Genomic DNA, 23,952 nt, shown 5'->3' with positions numbered 1-23,952 from the left:
CTACTTCTTCAGTCCTTTCAGCCTCTCGACAGGATCAACCATGCTGGTTATCCGAATTCCAAAATGTTTATCGACTACCACAACTTCACCCTCCGCCATTTTCCTCCCATTAACAAGGATGTCGACGGGCTCGCTAACAAGCTTGTCGAACTCAATAATTGATCCGCGTCCCAATTCAAGGATATCTTTAATGACCATGGAGGTCTTCCCGAGTTCTACACTCACGTTGAGATTTAAATCGAGAAGTAGATCGATCTTATTTTCCTTCCCGCTCGGACCGTTAGAGTCACCGCGGTTTGCATCGGACAAATTTTCAAATGCAGGGTCCTTTATGCTTTTGGCGGAAGGACTGCTTTCTTTGGGTTGCTTTACGATTTCGGATGCCTGTTTTTTTTCGTCTGCCATTTAATTATTCTCCGTTTTGTTCCTCTTCGGAAGCCGTTCTGACTATTTTAACTGCCTTATGATCATCGTGGACGCCGACTCTCGCAAAAAATTTTGTACGCGAAGCTATCTTCACCGGGAGCAAGCCGTCCCGCTTGGAGTCCAGAATTATCACGTCTCCCATCTGGAGCCCGATCAAATCTCGCAGCGTTATCATGGATTTTCCCAAAATTACGCTTACCGGAAGCTCCGTCGTGGAAATATTCTTCAACGTTGCCTCTGATTTCATTCTCTGTCCGGTCGCACCGCCCGCGAGAGGAGCAACATACTGCAAATTCAGCCGCTGGATAATATCCTCCAGAGAAAACGTCGGGAAGCACACGTTCATGAGGTAGCCTGTGTTCGCAATCTGGACATCGAAAGAAACGATGAGGACTATTTCGCTTGCGGGGGCAATTTGAAGGAAATCTGCTTCGCTCTCGAATCGCTCCAGCTTGAACTTCAGGTTGCTGATAGACCTCCAGGCATTCTGCAGATCAGAGAGAGCTTTGTCTATCGTGGTTTTCACCAGGCTCTTCTCAATTTCAGTAACGGCGCGGAGTTTTCTGTTCGGTTCCGCCGCACCGCCGCCGAGCAGCCTTTCGACAATCGCAAAAACCAACGTGGGAGAAAACTCCAGCACCCCTCGCCCCTCAGCATTTTCCATGTTGAACACATAGAGACAGGTAGGACTGCCGATCGAGAGTTGATATTCGGAATAGAAGAGCTGGTCAACGGAGCTTACTGAAATAGAAACTTGCGTTTGAAGTTTCGAAGCGAGGTAAAAGCTGAAAAGCTCTGCGAATGTCTCATGTACGGCTTGAAGAATCCTCAATTGATTTTTTGACACACGGTTCGGTCTGCGAAAATCAAAGCCTTGGACTTCATGTTCCTCCTTCTGAACGGCCTCCTTCGTCTCTGCGGGAGATTCTTTCCCGATTCCGGCAAGGAGACTATCTATTTCTGATTGCGAAAGTACTTCAGGCATTTTCTTCTCACTGAATTATGAACTTGCTGAAATAAACATTGATCACCGAACCCGTCATCAACTCTTTGTTGACCTGTGACTTTATGGAAATCTTCAGGCTGTCCCTCGATACCGCCTCGTCAAGCTCCGGCAAGGTTTTACTGGACAAAATCCCTATGATCGAATCATGAATTTGAACATCCCGCTTTTCCAATTCCTTGACGGTCTCCTCCGAAGTTACTTCCAATCCGACCGTGGTCAATAAAAATCTCAACCCGTTTGTCCCCGCGGGGTTTACGATCAGATCTTTCACGATATAAACATGATCAAAACTTGGATCGGCTCCACCTCTCTGAGTAACGGCCACCTGCTTGGTCGATGGCGTCGCCCCTTGAGAGTCCGTGCCACCATGTCGAAGCAGGAATCCGACAAGGAAATATGCACCTACCAATTGTAAAGCCACGACGGAAATTATCATGAATGGCTTCTTGGATTTGGCCGCGGGTTTTTCGGCAATCGTCCCGCGTGCAGCATCTGCGATTTGTTGAACTGTTTCCGCCATTTTAACTAAGCCTCGTATTCATAGTTTTATTATCCACAGCACCATTGAACTCAACCGGTATGCCGATATGATTGCGCGAATTCGAAAAAATTAGAGGCTTTTGGACAGGTCCAGATCTTTGAAGTGCTTAATATTGAGCAAGTGGTTAATATTGTGATGAGGACTGGAAAGGGCTTGTGAAACTTGATATGTTCTAAGAATCGAGTGCTTGAACTGTGGATGCGGATAAGCTTGCGGCGAGTCCCCCGCTTTCTAACTCTCCGACTTGTTTTCCACCTTTGGCAATGCCACTCTTCGTCGGTATTCAACTACCTTGTCAATAATAACATCGACTTCATCCTTGACCCTGATCCTCCGTGTCGTCGTCAGAGTGACAATTGTGTCGTGAGCTTTTTCAATTGTTTCTATCAGCTCCGCATTGACGACGATTTCCTCTCCATTTATCTGAGTAAGTCGAATCATGTTGCACCTCACCATTGACCTTGCCCTTCCCTCTCCTACTTCAGGAGAGGGTCGGGTGAGGTCTATCATTTAGATTTTACCTTATACTATTGACCAAGTCGCTCAGCATCGAGCTGCTTGTCGTTATCACCTGTGCGTTTGCCTGGTATCCTCTTTCGGCCACGATCATGTTGGACAACTCGGTTGCCAGATCGACGTTCGATTGCTCAAGCGAGCCACTGACTACCTGCGCCGGTATGGCAGTTCCTGCTTCACCGATTATCGCATTGCCGGTACTCGCAGAGACTCCGTATAAGTTTCCGCCCTTTCTGATGAGCCCGCCGGGGTTGTCGAAAGTTGCGACCATTACTTCACCAAGCGTCCTTGTGGTTCCATTTGAGAATTCGCCAATGATCTTACCGTTCTGGTCAATCGATTCGCTCGTAAGCGTGCCGAGCCCGTAACCGTCCTGCTGACCGGAAACGGTTGTCGACGCGCCGCTCATCTGTGTCAAGCCAGAAAAGTCTCCTTTCGCACCGACATTAAGACTAAGGCTTATCAGATCTGCACTTAAGTTTGCCGCATCGCCAACTTTACGGGGATTGATCTGTAGAGTTGTAGAGCCGTCGTCAAATGTGAAAGTGTTCAATGAACCATCGTTGTTGAAGACCGCTGTGCCGCTTCCGCCGCCGGTTATTTCTGCTGGATCACTAACGGAAGCTTTCCACGTCCAAGTGTTCGGACGGGTAACGTCGCGCGTGAATGCAAGTGTAACGTTATATTGATCGCCGAGCGAATCGTAGATCGTCGTGGAAATATTCTGCTGGACGTCTGTCGCCGCCTGGGTCTGGCTCCAGTCTCCCGGACTCGCGCTGAAAACGCCGTCGAATCCGGTTGAAGGAGTTGTCCCGTCGGTTATATCGACGTTAGTAATCGCATGAGCCGAGCCGCCATCTCCGTTGATTGTCAATGCACCCGTATCAGGATCTATCGTCGTGCCGGTAGAATTTGAAATTCCGAAAGCGGCATTGACACTTTTAGCGAGGTCACCGTAGGTGGTGCTCGCACCGGTTACCTGCAGCACGCCTTGTGTAACGGAAGTGTCGTTTACTTTTGCATTAATGTCGATATCGTCGTTGTTTTGAATCCCCATGCTTTTACCCAGAGCATTTCTCAAATCTGTCAGAAGGTCTGCGGACGTCGCTACGTGCGAGAATTCCTGCGTGGTAAGAGTTCCGCCGTTCACCGCCAATGTTTTCGGATTCGCAGCTTCCATTGCAGATTGAAGCACCGGGTTGGTGCTTGTTATCTGTACCGAATGTGTGTTGGTAGCATCACCGTTCACTATTTTAATCGTACCCGTCGCGGCATCAACTGAAGCGGTAAGAGGCGATGTACCACCAAATTGCTGATTCAAGCTGTAGTTTATTTCATTCACAAGATCCTGCAGTGTGTGAAAGTCCCCTTTCCCATTCCCGGAATCCACGGAGACATAGGTATATGTGTTTGCTGTTCCATCAACAGTCACGGTCAGGGTGGTTGAATCAGGCACCATGCCGGTTACGATGTGGTTGTTTCCACCGCCGTTGTCCGCAGCTAAGAGTCCTTCGACATCATAACTACCGTTGTCGATAGCAAAGACCGAATTTGATTTAAGGATTGTCCCAAGTGGCGTCTGAGAGGAATCAAGGTTTCCCGTAAGTTTTATGTAGGTCGACGCTTTTGCAGGTGACTTCTGTCCAAAAGGAATCGATATATCCTGGACCGCAGAGCCGACAGGCAAATCGCCTTGAGCATCGGCAACCTTTCCCTGGACGATGGCGCCTGTACCGGGATCGACCAATCTTCCCGTTCCATCGAACTGGAACGCACCGGCGCGAGTATAGTATTGATCGCCGTTCAAGTTTACGATGAAGAAACCATCTCCTTGTAGAGCAAGATCGGTGGTCTGGCCGGTGGTTTCGAGATTTCCCTGACTCATTAGTGTGTCAATAGATTGGACGGTCATTCCGAGACCGACTTGAATCGGATTTGTTCCGCCGCTGAGTGCGGTCGGTCCGGTCGCGTTTCGCAGGATTTGATCAAACGCTTCGCTGAACGTGACCCGGCTTGACTTGAAACCGATCGTATCAACGTTCGCGATATTGTTTGCGATCGTGTCCATCATTGTTTGATGATTCGTTAGACCGGAAACAGCTGAGGTGAGAGAACCGCTGAATGGCATTTTATAACCCTCCTATGTTTTTTTGTTTAAGCGCTTCAGTCAGTCGGCGCCTAGAGGGCTCCTCCGTACGAATACGGAGTCCAGCCCCGATTGTTTATTATTTGTTAATTAAAACTGCACTGTCGATGTTCGTAAAAACATTTTCACTTAGACTATCCCCGTCAACGGCAGTCACGACAGTGCGATTCTTTACGTTGACGATGTAACCAACATTCTTCATGATGACAAGTGAATCCTGCGCGCCCTTCTGGCTTGCCCGGTCGACCGCATCTGCGAGTTGCTTGACGTCATCATCGGACAATTGGATATTTCGAGATTCCAGACGGGATTGGGCATGATGAGAAAACTTCAACCGGTCGATTTCCCCGCGCAGGACTTCGTCAAATGATTTCCCGGTCGGCTGTCCGACTGGCGGGGTCGAACGCAGTCCATCCACTCCTCCAATCGGAACGAACGGAACTTTTATGCCGTCAATTTCCTGTGCCATAAAGACTTTCCTATACTCTTAATTACCGCTGCCGAAAATCTCTTCGACATCGGATAAATTGATCTCCTCGCCGTTCACGATAAGCACCGTGCCGCTTGAACTGTACTTGACTCCTTGCACAACTCCGAGAGAATAGGACGATGTGGAAACTGAGTTCCCGGCGGAGTCGGTCGCACTGACAGAAAAGGTGTAATCACCTGCTTGCAGACTGTTCCCAGAGTCATCTTTTCCGTCCCACGAGATCGTATTGTCACCGGCCAACTTAGGGCCGGCGTCTATCGTACGTACCACGTTGCCAGCGGAATCTTTAATTTGCACCTTGACGTCGGCGGCGTTTCCGTTCAGCGTAACACCTACGGACGGGAGAGCGGTTCCGTCGTAAACTATCGTAGATGAGTTCGCTTTGATTTGTTTGCCGATCAATGTTGCTGCCATGGTATTGTTTATGGATTGCGTCAATACCAGGTTTGCGTTCGTTGCATTCTGGATATTCGTATTCATCGTCTGCAGCTCACTGACTTGACTGAACTGGGCAAGCTGAGCGGCGAGATCCGTACTCTGAAGAGGATTCGTCGGATCCTGATTCTTCAGTTCGGTAATCAGCATGTTAAGAAAATCATTCTCATTGAGATTTGCCGCCGAAGATAACCCCGCCGATTGTGAAGAAGACGATGACGATGTTGCCGTGGCTGACGCAGCTGCGCCGGTCGTGGAATCGATTTGATTAAGTATCATGTCAACTCCTCATTCTTATAGAATATGCAGGATCGGAGACTGCAACCGACAACTTATTTTTCAGACTTCTCGCATCCACTTTCCGGTCTCCGATCATATTATACTTTCACTTCGATTGTGTTATAGCCGAAGCTCCTCGCCGCTTCTACGGAATTGCCTTCAGCTGAAAATTTCTGAGGATTTTTTCTCGACTGCTGCTGCTGCCTCTGCGATTCGCCTCCCGTTAGATTCACTGACAGATGAGACAATGACACGCCGTTCGAGTTGAGCATCTCTCTCATTTGGGGAATAGACGACTCCAAATAAGTGCGCGCGTCGGAGGTCCTCACATTAAACTCTGCGCTGATCTTACCGTTGTCACTTGCAACCCTGAGAACAACCGATCCAAGGGATTCCGGTTCCAGCCTGACACTCACGACAGTTTTGTTCTCCTGCACCATCATCTTTGCTTCGCGTATAATATTCTGTGCGACTTGGGATATGTCCGGCTTTGATGGGGCTGCATCACGGCTTTCTTCGACGGCGCTTGAAAAGTCCTGCTTGAACCGGACATCGTTCTTAGGATCCGTTGAAATGCCAGCATAGATATCAGTACCGTCATGCTTCGTCAGGTCAGCAAAACTGTCCTTTGAAGACCCTTGTCTTTCCGCGTCAGGTGAAACCTTTGAGGGAGATTTGTCGGGATTTGCAGAAATGTTCTCGACCTTAATGCCAGTTTGATTGTCACGGTCTATAGAAGGTTTGCCTGCTTCCTCGGATGATTTCACCGCTGGCTGCAATGCGGATGCATTCGACAAATCTTTACCAACCAGCGCGGAAGGAATTTCCGCTGCGGGTATCTTCCCAGTTGAACTCTGAGACGGCTGAGCATCTTTTGCTTGAGTAATTCCGTTCTTTGTTGAGGTCTGCAGAACTCTGAATGCTTGAGGAGTGATTTCAGCTACTGTTCGCGAGGACACAGTTTGCGGATTACCTTTGTTGGGTTGCGATCCGGAACGCGAAAGATCAGCTAAAATTTCTTCCAGCTCATTCGACGATTTCTTATTTACCGAACTGTTCAATGAGTCGGACAAGATTTTCAGGAGACTTTCTTTCATCACTGGATTTTCTCCTGCCTTCTTTGAAAGCATCGACATGAAGCTGATTCCGGAAAATCGCGAGGACGAACTTGCAGAATTATCATCTAAATAACCTCGCGAGCTTGTCAGAAGTGCGGCCAACTGCTGTTCTATCTTCGCAGTAACCTTAAAAGACTCTGGGGAATCTGATTTATCGTTACCCGTGCCGACATCGGGCTTGCAGGCAACTTGTGCAGGTGATTCTGCGGAAAAAATCCCGAGAATTAACGATGCCAACTCAGAGTAGTCTGTGTTATTTGTCTTCTCATTTCTTGGGTTTTCGCTCTCGGAGGTAAGTGATCCGTTATGCGGGAACACGTTAGCATATTCACCAGGTCGAGATTTTCCATTCATCACACCCATTGGGCAGCCGGAGGTGCCTATCAGAAGATTGTCCAACAATTTTGCAAACGGTTGATCCGATGGGGAACCATCGCCAACGGTGTTATTAGTGCACTGGCTTTTCATGGTCGAGATTGCCATTGATGGATTTTGAGCCGGATCAACATAGGAAGACATTGCTTGAGACTGCATATTTATTTTCCCTTGCCCAAACTGGTCATAAGTTTAGCAGCACGTGCTGGATCAAGCTCACCGAGAATTTTCGCAGCCTGCTTTTTCTGAACGCTCGACAAGATGAATATGATGTCTTTGTCGTCTAAATTTCTCATTATTTTCGCTACGGCTGCCGGGTCCATGTCACTATAAGCGCCTGCCAGCTCCTTTCGGCGTTCGCTGTTCCATGAATTGACCTGACCCTGAAGCTGTGTAATCACCACATTATCATCGGTATTTTTCCTCTGAAGTTGAGATACCACAGAATTCAACTGCCTGATTGAATCGTCCCTCATTGATATCGAGTCATTCTTCTCCGCCAGCATTGTTTTTAAAGTATTTATGGTTTCGTTCGATCCCTTCGTAGAATCACTCGGCTCAACAGGAGTCTCCGCTGCTGGTACACTCGGTGGAGGCGTCACGGTTGACTTCAGCTTGCCATCATTAGTGTCAGAATCTCCTCCGTTAAACATCCATGGATATTTCTCGGAGACGAAATACATTCCACCCGTAATGACAGTGAAAGTCATTGAAAATCCGAGAACGTATCCGAGGGCAGTTTTCATATCTAGGCACTCATTCGCTGGGCAATGGCATCAATTAGGACCTGCTCTTTTCGATCTAGTTCTCTTCTGGCTTCTTCCAGCCGTTTCTCCTTCAGATGCTCAATCGCTTCACGATCTTTCTTAACCTCAAGAACCTCGTCTATCTTTTTTGTCTCAAATTCCGTCAGGCTATCGATCCTGGCATTCTCGAACCGGATCTCTTCCGATATTTTCTTGATGTAGTCGTGGTGTGTTACGATGTCGGCGGCTTTTATTTTACCGTTCAGCGGAGAGGCAGAGAGTAGTCTCTCGCGTTCATCTTCAAGTGTCTCAAGATTTTCCTGCTCCTGCAGTATGCGTTTCTTCACCTGAGCAAGCTCACGCTGAATTTTCTTTTCCTGTATTTCTTTGACTCTTATTACTGATTGAAGCCTGAATTTGAATCGCGCCATTTTATATCATCCTCACCATTTTGGTCACATCCTGATTCCGTTCACTTGCATTGCGGCTCCTCATCCATGATTGGCCCGAATCAAAGCGTGGCAAGTTCCGCCAGCTTGTTTATCGCACCGTCCAAGTCCGACGATTCATCCATTCCCTGCTTAAGGAACGACCTGATCGGCTCGATCATAGAAATAGACTTGTCAATTTTCTGATTACTTCCCTTCACGTAGGCTCCTATATTGATGAGATCTTCAGCTTCGCGGTAAGTTGAAAGGAGATCCATTATGCAGCCCGCGGCTCTTCGATGATCCGCGGTTGTAATATCGGGCATAACGCGCGAGACGCTTTCGAGGACATCTATCGCAGGATAATGTCCCGCCGATGCCAGCTTTCGCGAAAGAACGACATGTCCGTCCAGAATTGAACGGGCGGCATCGGCGACCGGCTCATTCATGTCGTCGCCCTCGACCAGCACGGTATATAATCCGGTGATACTGCCATTTTTTGCGTTTCCGGCCCGTTCGAGCAGGCGAGGAAGAAGTGCGAATACGCTCGGCGTGTAGCCTTTTGTGGTCGGCGGCTCGCCAATTGTCAATCCGACTTCTCTTTGTGCCATGGCGACACGAGTAACCGAATCCATCATCAAAAGAACATCGAGTCCTTTGTCCCTGAAAAATTCTGCTATTGTGGTCGCGATCATTGCTGCCTTCACGCGGATGAGAGATGCCTGATCGCTTGTCGCCACGACGAGAACGCTTTTTTTCAAACCTTCCTCGCCAAGTTCCTTTTCTATGAAATCCCTTACTTCCCTTCCTCTCTCTCCGACGAGTGCAATCACATTTACATCGGCACTCGATTTTCTAGCGATCATGCCAAGGGCGACACTTTTTCCAACCCCGCTTCCTGCAAATATCCCTATCCTCTGACCTTTCCCAATTGTCAGAAGTGCATCGATGGAACGGATTCCAGTCGAAATCGGATTGGTTATTCTTTTCCTTTCTAAAGGATTTGGCGGAGCATGATGGATTGATCGAATCTCTTCAGGTTCGACCGGTCCGTTCGCATCCATCGGTTTCCCCAGTCCATCCAGGACTCTGCCCAGCAGTCCCATGCCGACGCCGACGGAAAAACTCTTCCCGCTCGCGACTATCTCGCTGCCGGGGCTTATGCTGGATGCACTTCCGAGGACCATGGACAAAACTTTGTTACTCCTGAATCCCACAACTTCGGAAAGGCACAGATCCTCGCCCTCCCGCGATTTGATGCTGCAGACATCACCGAGTGAAGATGTCGGACCTACGGATTCAATTACCAGTCCGATTACATCCGATACTCGGCCATTCACCTTGATCAAATCGAGTCTGTCCAGCTGCTCGATATATTTGTCGATGTGTTCCAAAACCGCGCTCATTATTTAGCCAGTTCTGAAAAAGCCTCTTCTATGAGGTCAAACTGCGTTGAAATTCTCGCGTCGATATTTCCAAGCTCGCTTTCGATAATACATCCGCCTCGCTCAACCTTGTTGTCCGATTCTATAGCGATTTCCTTGACGGAATCGGCATAGCTGCTGAGATCGTTTCGATGTTCTCTTATATATTCTTCATCGGAAGGATTAATGTGAATCTTTATTCGTTCAACTCCGATGATTTTTCTGATCGCTTCACGCGAGCGGGCCAGAACGGCGCTTTCATCCAGGGCGATTTCACGTGCCACGAGTCGTCTGGCAACCGCCAGCGCAAGCGTCACGATCGCTTTGTCGTATTCTCTGTTGTATTTTTCGATTTCGCCGGAAAACTCATGCACCATGGCAACGAAGTCGCCCACGATGCCTTCGACCTTTTTTTCGTACTCGGCCTGGAGCAGTTTCGTAGCTTCCGTTTTTCCTGCCTCGAACCCTTCTTCGTACGCTATCGTAACTTCGTTTCGTGAAGAGCCGTCAGCGCGGCCGAATTTTTCAAAATCATCTTCCGATCTTTCTCTGGCAACAGAATTTTCAGCATCGAACTTCAATACTTTATCGGCGTCGATTTCTTCCAGGAAGCTTCTATAGTCCGCTATCTTCATCCTGGCCGGTACCGAATTTACTTTTATGACATTCAAATTTTTGCGGTCGTATTTTTCCTTAGACAAAGACATCTTCCGGCCCTCCTCTTCCGCCGATTACTATCTCTTCGTTTTCTTCCAATTGACGAATTACTTCTATGATCCTTGTTTGTGCAGCTTCAACATCGCGAAGCCGGACAGGGCCCATGAACTGCAATTCTTCCTTTATCATGTCGGTAGCACGCTCTGACATGTTCGAAAATATCTTTTGCTTCAGCTTCTCGTCTGCAATCTTAAGCGAGAGTGTAAGGTCTTTTTTGTCAACTTCACGGAGGATTCTCTGGACACTCCGGTCGTCGATATAAAGGACGTCTTCAAACATGAACATCAACCTCTTCACCTCGGTGGCAGCCTGCGGGTCGCGCTGTTCGATCGAACCCATGAGAAACTTTGCTTGAATGACGCCAACCTTGTTCAAGATCGCTGCCATTAGCCTGGCGCCGCCGCTGGAAGTACTATTTTCATTTATTACTTCTTCTGCAACCTGGTCTACGACGTTTTCAATCTCTCCTACAAGGCTCGGCGCCACCCTTCCGAGCGTGGTAATCCTAAATGCGACGTCCGCGCGAAGCTCTTCCGGAAACGCTTCTAACACGTCCGCCGCAAGCTCGGAGGCAAGATTGCTCAATATCAATGCAATTGTCTGCGGGTGTTCCTTCTGCAAAAAGTTGGCAAGCTGTTTGGGCTCCGCTTTCTTCAAAACCGAAAAGCCTTTTATCGTCGTAAGCTCTTTCACTTTTTCTATTATCTCACCTGCTTTTACCGAACCCAACGCTTTTTCCAAAACAGAATGCGCATACTCAATCCCTCCCTTGACGATATACTCCTGTGCGAGACCCAGTTGCTGGTATTCTTCCATTACCTTGTTTATGACATTCGAATGAACTCCCTGCATGTTCGTGATTTCTACGGTGAGCTTCTCGATCTCGGTTTGATCGAGATGTTTGAATATGTGAGCTGCACTTTCGACGTCCAAAGCGATCATCAACACAGCCGCCTTCTGTCTTCCCGTCAACTGCTCGTATGTGATCGCCCGCGCAATTTCTCTAGACATTATGATTATTCTGCCTTCTTCTTCTTGTCACGTGCCGTGCAGTTCCTTATTCACCTTCCGTTAGCCAAACCTTGAGAAGGTTAGCAGCATCCATCGGTTTGCTCTGAATATAGCCGCTGACGTCCTCTCTGACTTTATTAGCCCGCAATACATCTTCTGAATACTCTGCTGCCTGGATTCTCTCCATTTGATCGGGGATATGAGCTGCGCCAGACGGAGAAGCCTGCAAGGTCGGCTTCGAATGCAACAGGATCGGCTGCGGTATCGCAAGTTCACTTTTTCGCAGCTTCTTGAAAATAGAAAGAAACACTGCCACCGCCCCTATCATTGCTGCAAGGATAATCAGCTTGTTCGCATAATCCTGAATCTGAAATCCCGGTTTCGGTTTAAGCGTGAAAACCTGTTCACTGTTTTCGAACGGAATATTTATCAATGACACGTCATCTCCGCGTGTCGCATCAAAGCCTATCGCCGTTTTTACGATGTTAGTCAGCTGAACAATTTCACTTTCGCTTCTCGGCGTGTAGGATACGCTGCTCTGGCCGTTCTTTTCTATCGACGTGTATTTCCCATTGACCAGGACTGCAGCAGAGAGTTTCTTTATTCCCCCTGTATTTCCGACAATTTTTTCGACGGTTTTGCCGACATCGTAGTTCGTCACTGAGTTTGTTCGGGTCGAATTATTCGCGGTGCTGTCGCTGGGTGCAGATGAGCGTTCTTGCATGGTTTGCTCACTCAGGATGACACTGTTGGGATCATACTGCTCGGTTGTCTTCTCCACTTGATTGAAATCGAGTTGCGCTGTGATCCTGACTATTGCATTCCCCGATCCTAGAACGCCGTCCAGCATCGTTTGTGTTTTATTTGCCAGATAAGATTCGACTTTACTTTGTATGTCGTACTGTGACGCCGACATGCCTTCGAGACCGTCGCTCTTGGTCGACAACAAATTCCCTCTTGAATCTACAATGGTAACGTCGTTAGCATCGAGGCCCTCTACACTTGCTGCCACCAATCGCTGGACTCCGCTGACCGCGTCCGGGCTGATGTGAGCTCCATCCTTCAGTTTCAAAAACACCGACGCCGTAGTTTTCTTCTGTTCACTTTCAAAAAGAGCCTTCTCCGGAATAACGATGTGGACGCTCGATCCATCAACCTCGTCAAGCTGGAGTATGGTCTTTTCCAATTCGCCTTCAAGCGCCCTTTTGAAATTTACCTTTTGTGTAAAGTCTGTCATGCCGAACGACGGCTTATCGAAAATCTCATAACCTACGACGCTTGTCTGTGGAAGTCCTTGACCTGCCATCTGAAGACGCAGTTCATAAACTCTATCCTTCGGTACAAGTATAGCCTTCCCGTCGTCGCCGATCTGGTACTCCACCGAACTCTGTTTCAGTTTGTCAATTATTTTTGAAGCGTCCTGCGCATCAAGGTTTGAGAAGAGGACTCCAAAGGTCGGCTTGTTCGCCCACGTTATCAGCATATAGAGAGCAACAACCGATGTGATTACCGCAAGTACGATACCGACCTTTTGACCGAGAGTCAGCCTCTTCAAAACCGTATTCACTTGTGAAGTGTAGCCCGAAACCGAATTAGCCATGTCTCAAAAATCTATATTTGCATTTGCATTATTTGTTTGTAGGCATCCAGCATCTTGTTTCTAACCTGAAGCAAGAGGTCGAAGCTTACCTTAGCTTTCTCGACGGCAACCATGACTTCATGGACATCCGCTGCCTCTCCTGATGCCATCTTATCGATGGCGTCGTTAGCGCTGTTCTGCAAATCGTTAACGTTGCCTATGAACCCTTCGAGAGTTTCCTGAAAACTCTTTGTAACGTCTTCGGCGCTCTTGCCAGCAGAAATATCTGTGTTTATCTGACTCATCGCCGACTGAATATCGCCAACCTGCATATTATCCCTTCCTATTCACTATTTGCCCAGGCTCAACCATTGCACTGATGCCCGTCGGGGAATAAGTTTTGTGTGTATTGATTTGAAGGACTGAACCGGGGAATAATCCGGCGAAGTAAGCTCGTTCTGCCCCGGTCAGTCCGTTTTCAGGAGGAGCAATCTCTACCTGTTGATCTTTGCCCTGGAAAGTTTGCTGTGCGTTTGATGCACGGCTGGTGTTCGAAACATTATGTACATGAGTCAAACCTGTCCCGTTCAGGGGATTGGAGATCGAATCTATTCTCATGCTTTCCTCAAATATCAAGTGAATCTTTTATGATGTTCTTCGACGCGTCAATTGCGGTGACGTTCGCCTCGTAGGTGCGGGTCGTTGCAATCATATCGACCATCTCAGTAACTACGTTTACCTTCGGCTCAGTCACATATCCATCTTTGTCAGCATTGGGATTTGATGGATCGTATACAGTTTTCGTTGCCGAAGAATCCTGCACCACCTTTCCCTCGACTTCACGCACGGTATAATCGCGGCCGACGAAATTGTCCGGCAGGCTCGCAATATGACTTTGATCCGACGTAACGAGAGGGATAAGTTGATTTTTCAATTCATCGGCAAATGGAACGCTTTTTCCGGGCACAGCGAGAACTTCCTGCCGCTGATAGGGTTTCCCATCCGGTCCAACTGAATCCACGTTTGCAAGATTTGACGCAATCGCGTCCATTTTTTTTCGTTGAAGTGCGAGACCGGAAGCGCTTATATCGATTGCCGAAAATATTTTCCCGATCTTCATTGACCTTCACCATTTATACTTTTGTCTATCGATTGAAATGTTCCGGCGACTAATTTTGAAACCAGGCCGAATTGCAATTGATTTTTTGCGAGCTCCGCCATTTCGTGGTCTATATCGATATTGTTCGCTCCATTGAAATACAAGCTTGCCCGATCAACTCCCATCTCCGGCTCAACTTGTTCCACGTTGTTGCTGAGATCAACCGAGTTATTCGCTTCCGAGATAGCGTCCGAAAGCTCATTCTCAAAACTCACGTCAAGCCGCTTATAGTTTGGAGTTCCAATGTTTGCAATGTTGCTGGCAATCGCTTTGTTGCGAAGGGAAAGCGCATCTAGCTGTTTCTCAAGAAGCGGGATCCTGCTTCGGTCAAACAAATCTATTTTCATGGCTACACTCCCAAGCAATCCATCGAAGAATCTTCGAAGGGATCGACGATGTTTCCGTTAGAATTCCGCCGGGCTGTCACCAACGCTGCCAGCGCAGACGCAGCCAGCAATGCTGCGATAAGTATCAGAATCTTTTTCATCTCAACGCTCCTTAACTCCGCAGATGAGCGTCAACGTTTGTGCCAATTGGCCAGCCAAGAAAAATCGTACAATTTTGTCGAAAATCGCAGAAATTCAAGAATTCCGTCGAAGTAAGAACGTAAGAAATGATTAATATTCTCCACAGTTGCTTACTATTCGCCAAAGTATTACCTTTGTAGTCCAGATTGTGGAGGGCTGATATCCTCTAGGTGGTTTAGCCCTGATCAAGTAGGATACAGGAGATGGTGAGAAGGCTTGCACGCAGGTCGGTGTTGGCGTGTGTGCGAGGGTGAACGGTAACAGAAACGGTTTTAATATCTCAGCTCATGATGATGGAGAAATATCTCGTGACCGAAAAGAATCTTGATCAGCATGAAATAGTTCACGACACTTACCCGCTGAAGTCCTTCGGGGCGACTCGAAACTCAATAAGATCAAGGGCAAAATTCCATAAATCCCCTGGCGACTATTACTCAATTGCGTGGCCAATATTCCCCATTCACCACATACCGGCAAATTTCATTACGGAAAATGTAAGGAAATCCGAAGAATCAGCGCGGCACATCAATTGACATTTAATATGATGCCATGAACACTGTATCAGCATATACACAAGCCTATGACCCTTTAGCCGCATGTGGATCATGTTCATCAGAAGGTAGATACGCCATGTCAGCGTTGGAGGATCGGCTTGGATCGGGTAATATTTCGCCCACGACAGCGGAATACGCCACAACAGCTACTTCAATGCAGTTGAATTCACCAATTACATTCAGCAGATTGAAAATCGTGATCGCTACTCCTATAAATATCCGAGGCAGAAAGTGATGCGATTCTTCTACAACATCATTAAGCCGATCTGCGTCGTGATTTTTGTTATCCTTATATCGGTTAAAACGCCGCGTGCGGTCGACTCGAATGTGACTCCTCTTCAGATGATTTTCATGATTAAACAGCTCATTCCTCAGACGCAGGCGCTCGGATTGCTGTGGAATCAAACCAAAATTAATTCGGGCGAATATCTGCCGAAAATAGAGAGGGCGTCGGCTTCGATGGGCGTTAAAGTCATAGTTGAAGATGTCGAGGAATTGAGCGATATCTCGCAGAAATTCAGGGACCTCAAAGATAATTACCATGTCCAGGCAGTTTGGGTATTCGACAATAGCGACCCGCTTAACAGCAACATAGCAAAAGATTTCCTGATAAAGAACACTATCGTAAATGGAATCGCCCTTTTCGCCCCGAACACCGACTGGGTTTCAGCAGGGGCTTGTGCCTCTCTGCTTTCAGACGGGAGTACTGTGAAGCTATATGTTAATAAAAAGACCATTAACGCACTCGGGATAAAAGTGCCCGATAAATATCTACAAGACACACAGTTCATAGCAACAAACTGAGGCAAATAATATGAGTGTCAACCAAAACCTCGCGAACTTAAGCCTTCGCAAAAAGTTTTCTGTGATGTTGACCGTGATCATGCTTTTTGCATGGGCTTTGCTCTTCATTTACTCAAGATATTCCTTGAGCACGACCGAAAACGAGTTCAATGAAAGAGCCAACCTGCTTGCCCAAACCATGGGAGCCCAATCGCAGTTCGGACTGATGATGAGCGATGCCGGCGGACTTACTGATGCACTTAGGAACGTGATCGGCGCCGGCGATGCGGTGGCTGGCGCATTTTATGATCCGAACGGCAGGCAGCTTGCGGAGATGAACCTGAGCTCTCTCGATTGGAATCCACCTAACTTATCGTCGACTACAAAGTTGGTACAAAGTGCTGAGACTAACAACGGAACTCCCGTGGTCGTTGCAATTGCAAAGATTACCAACCAGGCAACCCATCAGAATCTCGGCTATGTAGCTGTTGCCCTTCCATCAAGGTCTCTCCGCGCGGAACAATCTAACAGCCTTTTTATTTCAATCGCATCCTTTTTGATTTTTGCGATCTTCGGATGGATTGCGATGATCCTCATGAGAAAAACTCTGATATTACCGCTTGAATCACTCAAGCAATCGGCCCAGAAAGTTGCAGCCGGAGATTTTAACACGAGAGTCGAACTTAATCGCGAGGACGAGATCGGTGAACTCGCAGCGGCATTCAACATAATGGTCGAGGACAATAAAAAATCGCTCGATGAAATAAAGCTGAAGACGCACCAGGCGGAAGAAGCGCGAAAACTTGCCGAAAGCATGCAACAAGAATCAGAGCAGCAACAGAAATATTTAAAACAAGAATTTGGAAAAATTTCAGAAGTGATCGAAGCTGTGACAAAAGGCGATCTGACCAAGGAACTCGATGTCAAGAAGAGCGACGAAGTGGCGCTTTTGATGTCTAAGATTAATCAGATGATCCAGGATCTTAATTCGCTCATCGGAGAAGTGCACACCGCCGGTAATTCTCTTGCGGAGGCGGCAAGTCAAATTTCCACAGCGGCGGAAGAAATGTCGACCGGTGCCGCCGACCAGGCCAACCAGACACACGAGGTCGCGACGGCAGTCGAGCAAATGTCAAGAACGGTTATAGACTCGTCTAAGAACGCGACAGAGGCGGCAGACATGGCGAAGAAAGCCGCAACACTAGCAAACGACGGAGAGAAAGTCTTCCAGGAAACGATCGGCGGCATGACAAAAATCGCCCAGCTTGTCAAGAAGTCGGCTGAAATTGTCGATACCCTCGGAAAATCGAGCGCACAGATCGGGGAAATCATACAAGTCATTGACGATATTGCCGATCAAACGAATTTACTGGCCCTCAATGCGGCAATCGAGGCGGCGAGAGCCGGCGAGCAGGGTCGTGGTTTTGCCGTAGTAGCCGACGAGGTTCGCAAACTTGCCGAGCGTACTACATCCGCAACGAAAGAAATCGCGGGGATGATCAAGCGAATTCAACAGGAGACAACACAGGTTGTGTCCGCCATGACGGAGAGTAATTCACAGGCTGAAAATGGAATGAGACTTGCCGACAAGGCAGCAGAATCGCTATCGGAGATTATCGCCTCCGTAAACGGCGTCGTCAACATGATCAACCAGATTGCCGTCGCCGCGCAGGAACAATCATCGGCAAGCGAGCAGATCTCACACAATGTCGAAAGTATTTCATCCGTTGCAACCAACGTGTCACAGGCAACCGTTGACCTTGCACATACCGCGGAGGACCTCAACAAGCTCACAGAACATTTGAGAGTGTTGATCGAGCGGTTCCAGCTTAATTCTAAGATTCAGCAGAAAAGTTCCTATGCCGTACGACAAAACGGAAAACTTGTAAATCTTCACGGCATGCATAAATCGTAGGAGATCACCAAGAGGAGAATCAAGATGAATGCGAACTCACAAACGAACGAAACAATCTATCAGCTCGTAAGTTTCGTGGTTCAGAACGAGGAGTTTGGAGTCGACATACTTAGGGTACAGGAAATAATTCGCACAGTCGAAATCACTCGTGTTCCGAAGTCTCCGGTTTTTGTCGAAGGGGTAATAAATTTGCGCGGGAAGATAGTCCCTGTTATCGATCTGAGAACGCGCTTCGGCATAGAAAAGAAAACCCATGACAATGAGACCAGGATAATCGTCGTGGAGCTGCCCGACAAAGTGGTCGGGTTTCTTGTCGACATGGTGAAAGAAGTCATCCGGGTTGAAAAGAGTGTAATCGAACCGCCTCCCGAGTTGACAACTAACATAAATGCGAATTACATAACCGGCGTTGCAAAACTACAAGACAGGCTGCTGATTCTCCTTGATCTTGATAAAGTCCTGTCATCGGACGAGCAGGAACATTTGGCCGACATAGGGACGGAAAAGGCCGGTTGATTATATTGCTAGCGGAGCGAAACTAAATTCATAAGAATCGATTGAGGACAAAATCGGCGACAGATGAATTCGATGAATCCAATGCGAATAACGGCAACTTTCGGAGCAACCGCATTAGTCCTCATTCTGCTGACGATCGGAAATAATCCTTGGTATATAACCTGTGCGAGTACGATTATCCTTGCCGCTGCCGGATTTTTCCTGTACCGATCAGTAATTTCACCTTTAAATGTCCTATCTGAAGCGGCTCGAAGAATATCAAAAGGCGAGTGGGGTACAAGAGTCGAGCTCAATTCGAGAGATGAATTCGGAAAGTTAGGGGAATCCTTTAACAAGATGTCTTCGGTTACAGCAAGGCTCTTGTCGTCTCTTAACGCTGTCGGTACGCCGGTCTATTCGATGGACAGGGAATTTACACTTCACTTTGCCAACTCGGCATCTCTAAATTTCGCGGGAATAGAAAGAGAAGATGCGATAGCAAAGAAAAAATGCTACGAAGTTTTCAAGCTCCCGTTGTGTCAAACCGAAGATTGTCCGGTAAATAAAGCATGGAAAGAACAGAGGATAATCACGGGTGAGACCACTGCAAACCCACGAAATATTCAGATACCCATCCTCTATCAAGCGGCTGCGGTGAACGAAAACAGAGAAGTCTCCCGCGGCGTAGAAGTGCTCACGGACATCTCACAGATGAAAAAAGTTTCTGGCGAGATAGACGCCGAGCGCAAGTATCTTTCTGAAAGCGTCAATTTGCTCCTCGAGAAGATGACCGATTTCGCAGATGGAGACCTCACCATAGAATTAACTGAGGGAACCTCGGATGAGATTGGAAATCTTTATGCAGGCTTTAATAAATCGATCAGGAATATCAGGGGCATAATAGAGCAGTTGATCGAGGCAGTTGAATCTACGGCGAGTGCGTCTGCTCAGATAAGCAGCTCCATAGAGGAACTCGCGGCAGGAGTAGGCGAACAGTCGTCCCAAGCAAATGATGTTGCGGCTTCGGTTGAACAAATGGCGAAATCCGTCATGGACAATGCTCGAAATGCAGCAAACGTGGAGCGCGCCGCGCGAGAAAATGGAACCGTTGCACAAAACGGCGGCGAGATAGTCCAAAGGACTGTACAAAAGATGAAAGAAATCGCCGAAGTCGTCAAGAAATCATCGGAAACAGTGAACCAGCTTGGCGACCTGAGCAAACAGATAAGCGAAATAATTTCCGTCATCGACGATATTGCGGATCAGACAAACCTCCTTGCGTTAAACGCCGCAATCGAAGCTGCCCGGGCCGGCGAAGAAGGCAGAGGCTTCGCAGTTGTTGCAGACGAGGTACGAAAGCTTGCAGAACGGACAACGCAGGCAACAAAGCAGATTTCTCACATGATAAAAAATGTCCAGGCCAGCACGAGCGAAGCAGTGAATGCAATGCGGGCAGGGATTCAAGAAGTCACAACGGGACTTACGCTTGCAGACCAGGCGGGTTCTTCACTGAATAACATTGTCGGCAAGGCTCATGACATCGTGGACATGATCGCACGGATTGCGGCGGCGAATGAGGAGCAGTCCTCGACGAGCGGAGAAATATCGAAAAACATCTCGCTGATTTCCACCGTTTCGTCTGAGTCCGCGGGAGGGATTTCACAAATAGCAAGAGCGGCAGACAATCTTAACAGGATGACGACCAATCTCCAGACACTCATCACAAAGTTCAAGCTGATTAAAGATAAAAACGCCGATCATTCTGCCTCCCTCTCGGAGAGTTCTCACGGAAATGCGCAGTCAGGAAAGGGCCCGATGGGACCCAACAAACCTTTCGAACCCATGAAGTATCCAAGGGGATGAACTGATGCTTCACGTCGAGGAAAGCGGCCAGACATACCACAGAGAAGAGATCAAAAAGAAAATCCAGACAGAAGTGTCGGGCGATAATTACGAAGCTTACATCATAGTTGACGAGCCCGATGCTCAACTTTCAGAAGTTCGAGCTTCTCTTGAAGCAAACAGCGTGGTTTATGGAATAGATGACAACGCACTCCTTGAAGCTCTCAAAAATCAGGGAATGCGGACACTTGCCGCAATCGGTTCCAGACACACAGATGGAAAAGACGGCTGGTTTGAAAGGGTAGAAAATCATCCTCAAACCGAAGCAGAAAAAAAATTTGGAATATGTAATATCTGTGAAGGTGAAATCATAGGGATTGTTCATAAACCGACGCAGGGAAGCGTCGGTGTTGATGTGTTCGGAAAGAAAATTCAGCCAAAGCAGGGCAAAAGGATAAATTTCTTTACAAGTCCCAACATCAAGCGAACGGAGACGGAAACTCAAATAACTCTCGAGGCAGCAGCCGACGGAAATCTAAAAATCGGAAATGCAAGCATTGAAGTCATCACCGAACATACAATACGCCAGGACATAGATTACTCGGACGGCGAGATCGAGTTCGCAGGGTCACTACGTATAATGGGAGACGTCAAAGGAAGCGGTAACCTGAACGTAAAGCACAACGTATTCATTCAAGGTTCGGTCGAAGATGCAAAGATAATATCCGGCGGAGATGTGGTTGTAAAAGGAAGCTTCGTAGGGCGCGGCGACGGCATTGTTCGTTCCAAAGGAAACATCGAAGCGCACGTGATCCTCAACCAGACGTTGGAGGCAGGAGAATCCATAACCATCACCAAAGAAAGCGTCAACGGCCGCTTAGTTGCGGCAGATACAGTTTATGCACCGCATGCGGTTATAATGGGGGGCGTCGTGACTGCCGGAAACAAAATCGAGGTCCGGACCCTCGGCGGAGAACTCTATTCCACAACGAGAGTTCGCCTTGGGATAAGAGAACTGGCAACTGAAGATGCTTTAGCCATCGACAAGGAAATTGAATTTCAAAAAAAGATCATAGAAGAAATAAAAAATAAAATTTACCTGTTGGTGCGCGACAGGATAGATGGAAGCAATTTTACTGAGGAGAAGGCTGAGAATTTGAAGCTATCACAAAACAAGCTCCAGGAAATCACGGATCAAATTAAATCGCTGGCTTCGAAAAAGCAGGAAACTTCAATAGAGATGTCAAGAAGAAAAAGTCCGAAGCTGATAGTACTCGGCACGATTCATCCGAGCGTGGTCATGGAAATCAGTGGCGTCCATTGCGGACTCAAACAGAGTTTCAACAACGTAACCTTCGAAGAATCAAAAAACGAAATTGTCAGAACTAAAAACATCTGAAGGCCTATGATAGAAAAATTAATTGAACAACTTTACGCTTCGGATCCTTCCGGAATCCGAGATATGCTGGAGGCTTTATCCGATTTTGCGTGTGACAATCGCGTATTGGAGGCCGCCGCCACGATGCTCAATGCCGAAGACCGCGGAGTTCGCGAGGCCGCATCAAGATTGCTGATCCTCTGCTCGAATGAAAAAGCGGCGTCGCTGGCCGCCATTCACATCCTCAGTCACAATATTGCGGTGCGTAATCTCGCAGGCGATATACTCGTGAAGATGGGCGCGGTCGCCACCAAGGTTACTCTGCCTTACGTTGATTCGCCTAACAAAGATGTTAGAAAGTTCGCGATCGACATCCTCGCCCAGCTTTCTTCGACACCGGAGATAATTGCAAAAATAAAGTCTCACCTTTCTGACCCCGATCAGAACGTTGTTTGCGCGTGCATCGATGCGCTCGGCGCTCTGCATTCTGAGAAATCGATATTGGAGGTCATTCAACTGTTTAACAAGCTCGAATTTGCAAAACCTAACATTGTAAACGCAGCAGCGAAATTCCCCGATAAAGTGAGCACACAATTTTTCCTCGGCGCACTTTCCGATCAGGACCCGGTGGTTCAGCTGGCTGCAGCAGAAGCTCTTGCGATTCGCAAGGACAAGGAAGTCGTAAACGCACTTATAAAAAAACTGGACTCGCTATCCGACTTGGCAAAACCGGTCGTACTTCATTCGGTGGTATCTTTCTTGGATCCGGCCACTTTTGACGGGGAAGTTCCACGCGCCCTGAAACATCACCTTATCGAAATGATGAACGACAGCGAGCCGGTTTACGTCCGCGCTGCGATCAGAGGCTTGCGCAATTTTATCGACGAGGATGTCATAAAGACTCTGGTCGGCTGCCTCGGAAGATCCGAATCCATCGACGACGCGATCTTTTCAGTTTTAAAAGAACATGCAGAGAAATCAATCGGCATCATATTAGAGTCGGCCAAGAACGGGAAAGACAGAACCTCCAAAGTCAAAATGATAATCGGGCTCATACAGAATCTTCTTCAAACGTACAATCTCAGCTTGAGTGCAAAAGTCATGGACGAGATAGCGGATTTCATTTCAACGAACTTTTCAGATCTGGACATGGATACCAAGATTGCCGCACTGAGTACTTGTGAAGGACAGAACCCGCACCGGTCGGTAAAGGTCGTCAAGGCGGGGTTAGAAGATGCGGAGTCTGCGGTCAAGAGTTACGCTCTCGATTTAGCAGCAAGGATTGGACCTCTCTTCTTCGACAAAGAACTCGAGAAGCTTAAAGAGGATTATGATGAGGAGATCCGGGATGCGGCAGTCAAGCTATTAGCCCGGTTCAAAGCCGGCACTCAAAAACAACAATAGTAAGATGAGCTATCTTTCTCAGACAAGTATAATTCCTTCACAGGGCGAAAAGCTGCCCGACAACATCTTCAGGACCTTGAGGGAGTTTATATATACCCGAACTGGGATATTCTTTGCCGACAACAAGAAATATCTTCTGGAAAGCAGAGTAAGCCGCAGGCTTGCAGCGCTCGGCATGGAAAGTTTCGACGGTTATTGCAGGTCGCTGACCAATGGACAGAGCTCCGCCGAACTCTCGCATCTTATCAACTCGATCACTATAAATGAAACCTTCTTTTACCGCAATGAGCCTCAATTTAAGGCACTTGAGGAGACAATACTGCCTGAGCTGGCAAGGAAGCGCAAACAAGAAGGCACGAATAAGGTGAAAATATGGAGTGCCGCGTGTTCGACGGGTGACGAGCCTTACACGGTTGCGATGATCGTTGCGGAAAAAATCCTGCCATCATTCCCACAGATAAAATTCGAGATAATCGGGAGCGACATAAATACACAGACTATCGATTCCGCACAGAGGGGAATCTTTAAGGATTATTCGATAAGGAATCTTCCCAAGAATTATCTTGAAAAATATTTTCATAAAGATGGAGATAAATATATTTTATCGGAAGAAATAAGAAAGATGGTCGATTTCAAACAACTAAATTTATTTGACAAG

Annotated in this window: 26 protein-coding genes; 7 read left to right on the top strand and 19 right to left on the bottom strand. The window is 47.6% G+C overall.

The features are described from left to right. From fliN to VLX91_05965, 19 genes are all read right to left on the bottom strand, one after another. A complete protein-coding gene (gene fliN / locus VLX91_06055) occupies positions 1–405 on the bottom strand; it encodes a flagellar motor switch protein FliN (GenBank protein HUI29761.1) in 405 nt (134 codons plus the stop codon). A gap of 4 nt (positions 406–409) precedes the next feature. Next, positions 410–1,411, bottom strand: coding sequence for a flagellar motor switch protein FliM (gene fliM / locus VLX91_06050; protein HUI29760.1), 1,002 nt, complete (start codon positions 1,409–1,411; stop codon positions 410–412). Between the two features lie 7 nt (positions 1,412–1,418). Beyond that, positions 1,419–1,952, bottom strand: a complete 534-nt coding sequence (locus tag VLX91_06045) for a flagellar basal body-associated FliL family protein (GenBank protein ID HUI29759.1) — start codon at positions 1,950–1,952, stop codon at positions 1,419–1,421. A 252-nt stretch (positions 1,953–2,204) separates the two neighbouring features. Then, positions 2,205–2,414, bottom strand: coding sequence for a flagellar FlbD family protein (locus VLX91_06040; protein ID HUI29758.1), 210 nt, complete (start codon positions 2,412–2,414; stop codon positions 2,205–2,207). A gap of 76 nt (positions 2,415–2,490) precedes the next feature. Next, positions 2,491–4,617, bottom strand: a complete 2,127-nt coding sequence (locus VLX91_06035) for a flagellar hook-basal body complex protein (GenBank protein HUI29757.1) — start codon at positions 4,615–4,617, stop codon at positions 2,491–2,493. Positions 4,618–4,714: 97 nt separating this feature from the next. Continuing rightward, positions 4,715–5,104 (bottom strand): TIGR02530 family flagellar biosynthesis protein, encoded by a 390-nt coding sequence (locus VLX91_06030; GenBank protein HUI29756.1) that lies wholly within the window; start codon positions 5,102–5,104, stop codon positions 4,715–4,717. An 18-nt stretch (positions 5,105–5,122) separates the two neighbouring features. Further along, complete coding sequence (locus VLX91_06025) at positions 5,123–5,839, bottom strand: FlgD immunoglobulin-like domain containing protein (protein ID HUI29755.1); 717 nt, start codon at positions 5,837–5,839, stop codon at positions 5,123–5,125. A gap of 98 nt (positions 5,840–5,937) precedes the next feature. Then, positions 5,938–7,491: a flagellar hook-length control protein FliK gene (locus VLX91_06020; GenBank protein ID HUI29754.1), complete on the bottom strand. Its 1,554-nt coding sequence runs from the start codon at positions 7,489–7,491 to the stop codon at positions 5,938–5,940. Positions 7,492–7,493: 2 nt separating this feature from the next. Continuing rightward, complete coding sequence (locus tag VLX91_06015; GenBank protein HUI29753.1) at positions 7,494–8,078, bottom strand: hypothetical protein; 585 nt, start codon at positions 8,076–8,078, stop codon at positions 7,494–7,496. 2 nt (positions 8,079–8,080) lie between these two features. After that, complete coding sequence (locus VLX91_06010; GenBank protein ID HUI29752.1) at positions 8,081–8,509, bottom strand: flagellar export protein FliJ; 429 nt, start codon at positions 8,507–8,509, stop codon at positions 8,081–8,083. Between the two features lie 80 nt (positions 8,510–8,589). After that, positions 8,590–9,912: a flagellar protein export ATPase FliI gene (gene fliI / locus VLX91_06005; protein ID HUI29751.1), complete on the bottom strand. Its 1,323-nt coding sequence runs from the start codon at positions 9,910–9,912 to the stop codon at positions 8,590–8,592. After that, complete coding sequence (locus VLX91_06000; protein ID HUI29750.1) at positions 9,912–10,637, bottom strand: FliH/SctL family protein; 726 nt, start codon at positions 10,635–10,637, stop codon at positions 9,912–9,914. The genes fliI and VLX91_06000 overlap by 1 nt, the downstream gene beginning before the upstream one ends. Beyond that, positions 10,624–11,658, bottom strand: a complete 1,035-nt coding sequence (gene fliG / locus VLX91_05995) for a flagellar motor switch protein FliG (protein HUI29749.1) — start codon at positions 11,656–11,658, stop codon at positions 10,624–10,626. The genes VLX91_06000 and fliG overlap by 14 nt, the downstream gene beginning before the upstream one ends. A 46-nt stretch (positions 11,659–11,704) precedes the next feature. Further along, positions 11,705–13,258, bottom strand: coding sequence for a flagellar basal-body MS-ring/collar protein FliF (gene fliF, locus VLX91_05990; protein HUI29748.1), 1,554 nt, complete (start codon positions 13,256–13,258; stop codon positions 11,705–11,707). Between the two features lie 11 nt (positions 13,259–13,269). Further along, positions 13,270–13,569, bottom strand: a complete 300-nt coding sequence (fliE, locus tag VLX91_05985) for a flagellar hook-basal body complex protein FliE (GenBank protein HUI29747.1) — start codon at positions 13,567–13,569, stop codon at positions 13,270–13,272. A gap of 1 nt (position 13,570) precedes the next feature. Continuing rightward, a complete protein-coding gene (locus VLX91_05980; GenBank protein ID HUI29746.1) occupies positions 13,571–13,855 on the bottom strand; it encodes a hypothetical protein in 285 nt (94 codons plus the stop codon). A gap of 7 nt (positions 13,856–13,862) precedes the next feature. Then, on the bottom strand, positions 13,863–14,357 hold the full coding sequence (gene flgC, locus VLX91_05975; GenBank protein ID HUI29745.1) for a flagellar basal body rod protein FlgC: 495 nt from the start codon (positions 14,355–14,357) through the stop codon (positions 13,863–13,865). Next, complete coding sequence (flgB, locus tag VLX91_05970; protein ID HUI29744.1) at positions 14,354–14,743, bottom strand: flagellar basal body rod protein FlgB; 390 nt, start codon at positions 14,741–14,743, stop codon at positions 14,354–14,356. The genes flgC and flgB overlap by 4 nt, the downstream gene beginning before the upstream one ends. 2 nt (positions 14,744–14,745) lie before the next feature. Next, positions 14,746–14,883 (bottom strand): hypothetical protein, encoded by a 138-nt coding sequence (locus VLX91_05965; protein ID HUI29743.1) that lies wholly within the window; start codon positions 14,881–14,883, stop codon positions 14,746–14,748. 828 nt (positions 14,884–15,711) lie between these two features. On the opposite strand from VLX91_05965, the gene VLX91_05960 reads away from it, so the two are divergent. The 7 genes from VLX91_05960 to VLX91_05930 all read left to right on the top strand — a co-directional run. Further along, on the top strand, positions 15,712–16,281 hold the full coding sequence (locus tag VLX91_05960) for an ABC transporter substrate binding protein (protein ID HUI29742.1): 570 nt from the start codon (positions 15,712–15,714) through the stop codon (positions 16,279–16,281). Positions 16,282–16,291: 10 nt separating this feature from the next. After that, on the top strand, positions 16,292–18,175 hold the full coding sequence (locus VLX91_05955; GenBank protein ID HUI29741.1) for a methyl-accepting chemotaxis protein: 1,884 nt from the start codon (positions 16,292–16,294) through the stop codon (positions 18,173–18,175). Between the two features lie 24 nt (positions 18,176–18,199). Then, entirely contained in the window at positions 18,200–18,691 is a 492-nt protein-coding gene (locus VLX91_05950) for a chemotaxis protein CheW (protein HUI29740.1), read from the top strand. Between the two features lie 72 nt (positions 18,692–18,763). Continuing rightward, positions 18,764–20,533, top strand: coding sequence for a methyl-accepting chemotaxis protein (locus VLX91_05945; GenBank protein ID HUI29739.1), 1,770 nt, complete (start codon positions 18,764–18,766; stop codon positions 20,531–20,533). Between the two features lie 4 nt (positions 20,534–20,537). After that, complete coding sequence (locus VLX91_05940) at positions 20,538–21,911, top strand: FapA family protein (protein ID HUI29738.1); 1,374 nt, start codon at positions 20,538–20,540, stop codon at positions 21,909–21,911. Positions 21,912–21,917: 6 nt separating this feature from the next. Then, positions 21,918–23,294, top strand: coding sequence for a HEAT repeat domain-containing protein (locus VLX91_05935; GenBank protein HUI29737.1), 1,377 nt, complete (start codon positions 21,918–21,920; stop codon positions 23,292–23,294). Between the two features lie 4 nt (positions 23,295–23,298). Beyond that, positions 23,299–23,952: CheR family methyltransferase (locus tag VLX91_05930; protein HUI29736.1), on the top strand; the 654-nt coding region annotated here is incomplete at its 3' end.

It is taken from the genome of Candidatus Acidiferrales bacterium (genome assembly GCA_035515795.1).
Taxonomy (GTDB): domain Bacteria; phylum Bacteroidota; class Ignavibacteria; order Kryptoniales; family JAKASW01; genus JAKASW01.
Note: the sequence above shows the minus strand (reverse complement) of the source record. Positions and strands in the feature narration are given on the sequence as shown.

Coding starts and splice junctions, on each gene's coding strand:
- fliN (HUI29761.1), bottom strand. CDS start 405: ATGGCAGACGAAAAAAAACAGGCATCCGAAATCGTAAAGCAACCCAAA.
- fliM (HUI29760.1), bottom strand. CDS start 1,411: ATGCCTGAAGTACTTTCGCAATCAGAAATAGATAGTCTCCTTGCCGGA.
- VLX91_06045 (HUI29759.1), bottom strand. CDS start 1,952: ATGGCGGAAACAGTTCAACAAATCGCAGATGCTGCACGCGGGACGATT.
- VLX91_06040 (HUI29758.1), bottom strand. CDS start 2,414: ATGATTCGACTTACTCAGATAAATGGAGAGGAAATCGTCGTCAATGCG.
- VLX91_06035 (HUI29757.1), bottom strand. CDS start 4,617: ATGCCATTCAGCGGTTCTCTCACCTCAGCTGTTTCCGGTCTAACGAAT.
- VLX91_06030 (HUI29756.1), bottom strand. CDS start 5,104: ATGGCACAGGAAATTGACGGCATAAAAGTTCCGTTCGTTCCGATTGGA.
- VLX91_06025 (HUI29755.1), bottom strand. CDS start 5,839: ATGATACTTAATCAAATCGATTCCACGACCGGCGCAGCTGCGTCAGCC.
- VLX91_06020 (HUI29754.1), bottom strand. CDS start 7,491: ATGCAGTCTCAAGCAATGTCTTCCTATGTTGATCCGGCTCAAAATCCA.
- VLX91_06015 (HUI29753.1), bottom strand. CDS start 8,078: ATGAAAACTGCCCTCGGATACGTTCTCGGATTTTCAATGACTTTCACT.
- VLX91_06010 (HUI29752.1), bottom strand. CDS start 8,509: ATGGCGCGATTCAAATTCAGGCTTCAATCAGTAATAAGAGTCAAAGAA.
- fliI (HUI29751.1), bottom strand. CDS start 9,912: ATGAGCGCGGTTTTGGAACACATCGACAAATATATCGAGCAGCTGGAC.
- VLX91_06000 (HUI29750.1), bottom strand. CDS start 10,637: ATGTCTTTGTCTAAGGAAAAATACGACCGCAAAAATTTGAATGTCATA.
- fliG (HUI29749.1), bottom strand. CDS start 11,658: ATGTCTAGAGAAATTGCGCGGGCGATCACATACGAGCAGTTGACGGGA.
- fliF (HUI29748.1), bottom strand. CDS start 13,258: ATGGCTAATTCGGTTTCGGGCTACACTTCACAAGTGAATACGGTTTTG.
- fliE (HUI29747.1), bottom strand. CDS start 13,569: ATGCAGGTTGGCGATATTCAGTCGGCGATGAGTCAGATAAACACAGAT.
- VLX91_05980 (HUI29746.1), bottom strand. CDS start 13,855: ATGAGAATAGATTCGATCTCCAATCCCCTGAACGGGACAGGTTTGACT.
- flgC (HUI29745.1), bottom strand. CDS start 14,357: ATGAAGATCGGGAAAATATTTTCGGCAATCGATATAAGCGCTTCCGGT.
- flgB (HUI29744.1), bottom strand. CDS start 14,743: ATGAAAATAGATTTGTTTGACCGAAGCAGGATCCCGCTTCTTGAGAAA.
- VLX91_05965 (HUI29743.1), bottom strand. CDS start 14,883: ATGAAAAAGATTCTGATACTTATCGCAGCATTGCTGGCTGCGTCTGCG.
- VLX91_05960 (HUI29742.1), top strand. CDS start 15,712: ATGCGATTCTTCTACAACATCATTAAGCCGATCTGCGTCGTGATTTTT.
- VLX91_05955 (HUI29741.1), top strand. CDS start 16,292: ATGAGTGTCAACCAAAACCTCGCGAACTTAAGCCTTCGCAAAAAGTTT.
- VLX91_05950 (HUI29740.1), top strand. CDS start 18,200: ATGAATGCGAACTCACAAACGAACGAAACAATCTATCAGCTCGTAAGT.
- VLX91_05945 (HUI29739.1), top strand. CDS start 18,764: ATGAATCCAATGCGAATAACGGCAACTTTCGGAGCAACCGCATTAGTC.
- VLX91_05940 (HUI29738.1), top strand. CDS start 20,538: ATGCTTCACGTCGAGGAAAGCGGCCAGACATACCACAGAGAAGAGATC.
- VLX91_05935 (HUI29737.1), top strand. CDS start 21,918: ATGATAGAAAAATTAATTGAACAACTTTACGCTTCGGATCCTTCCGGA.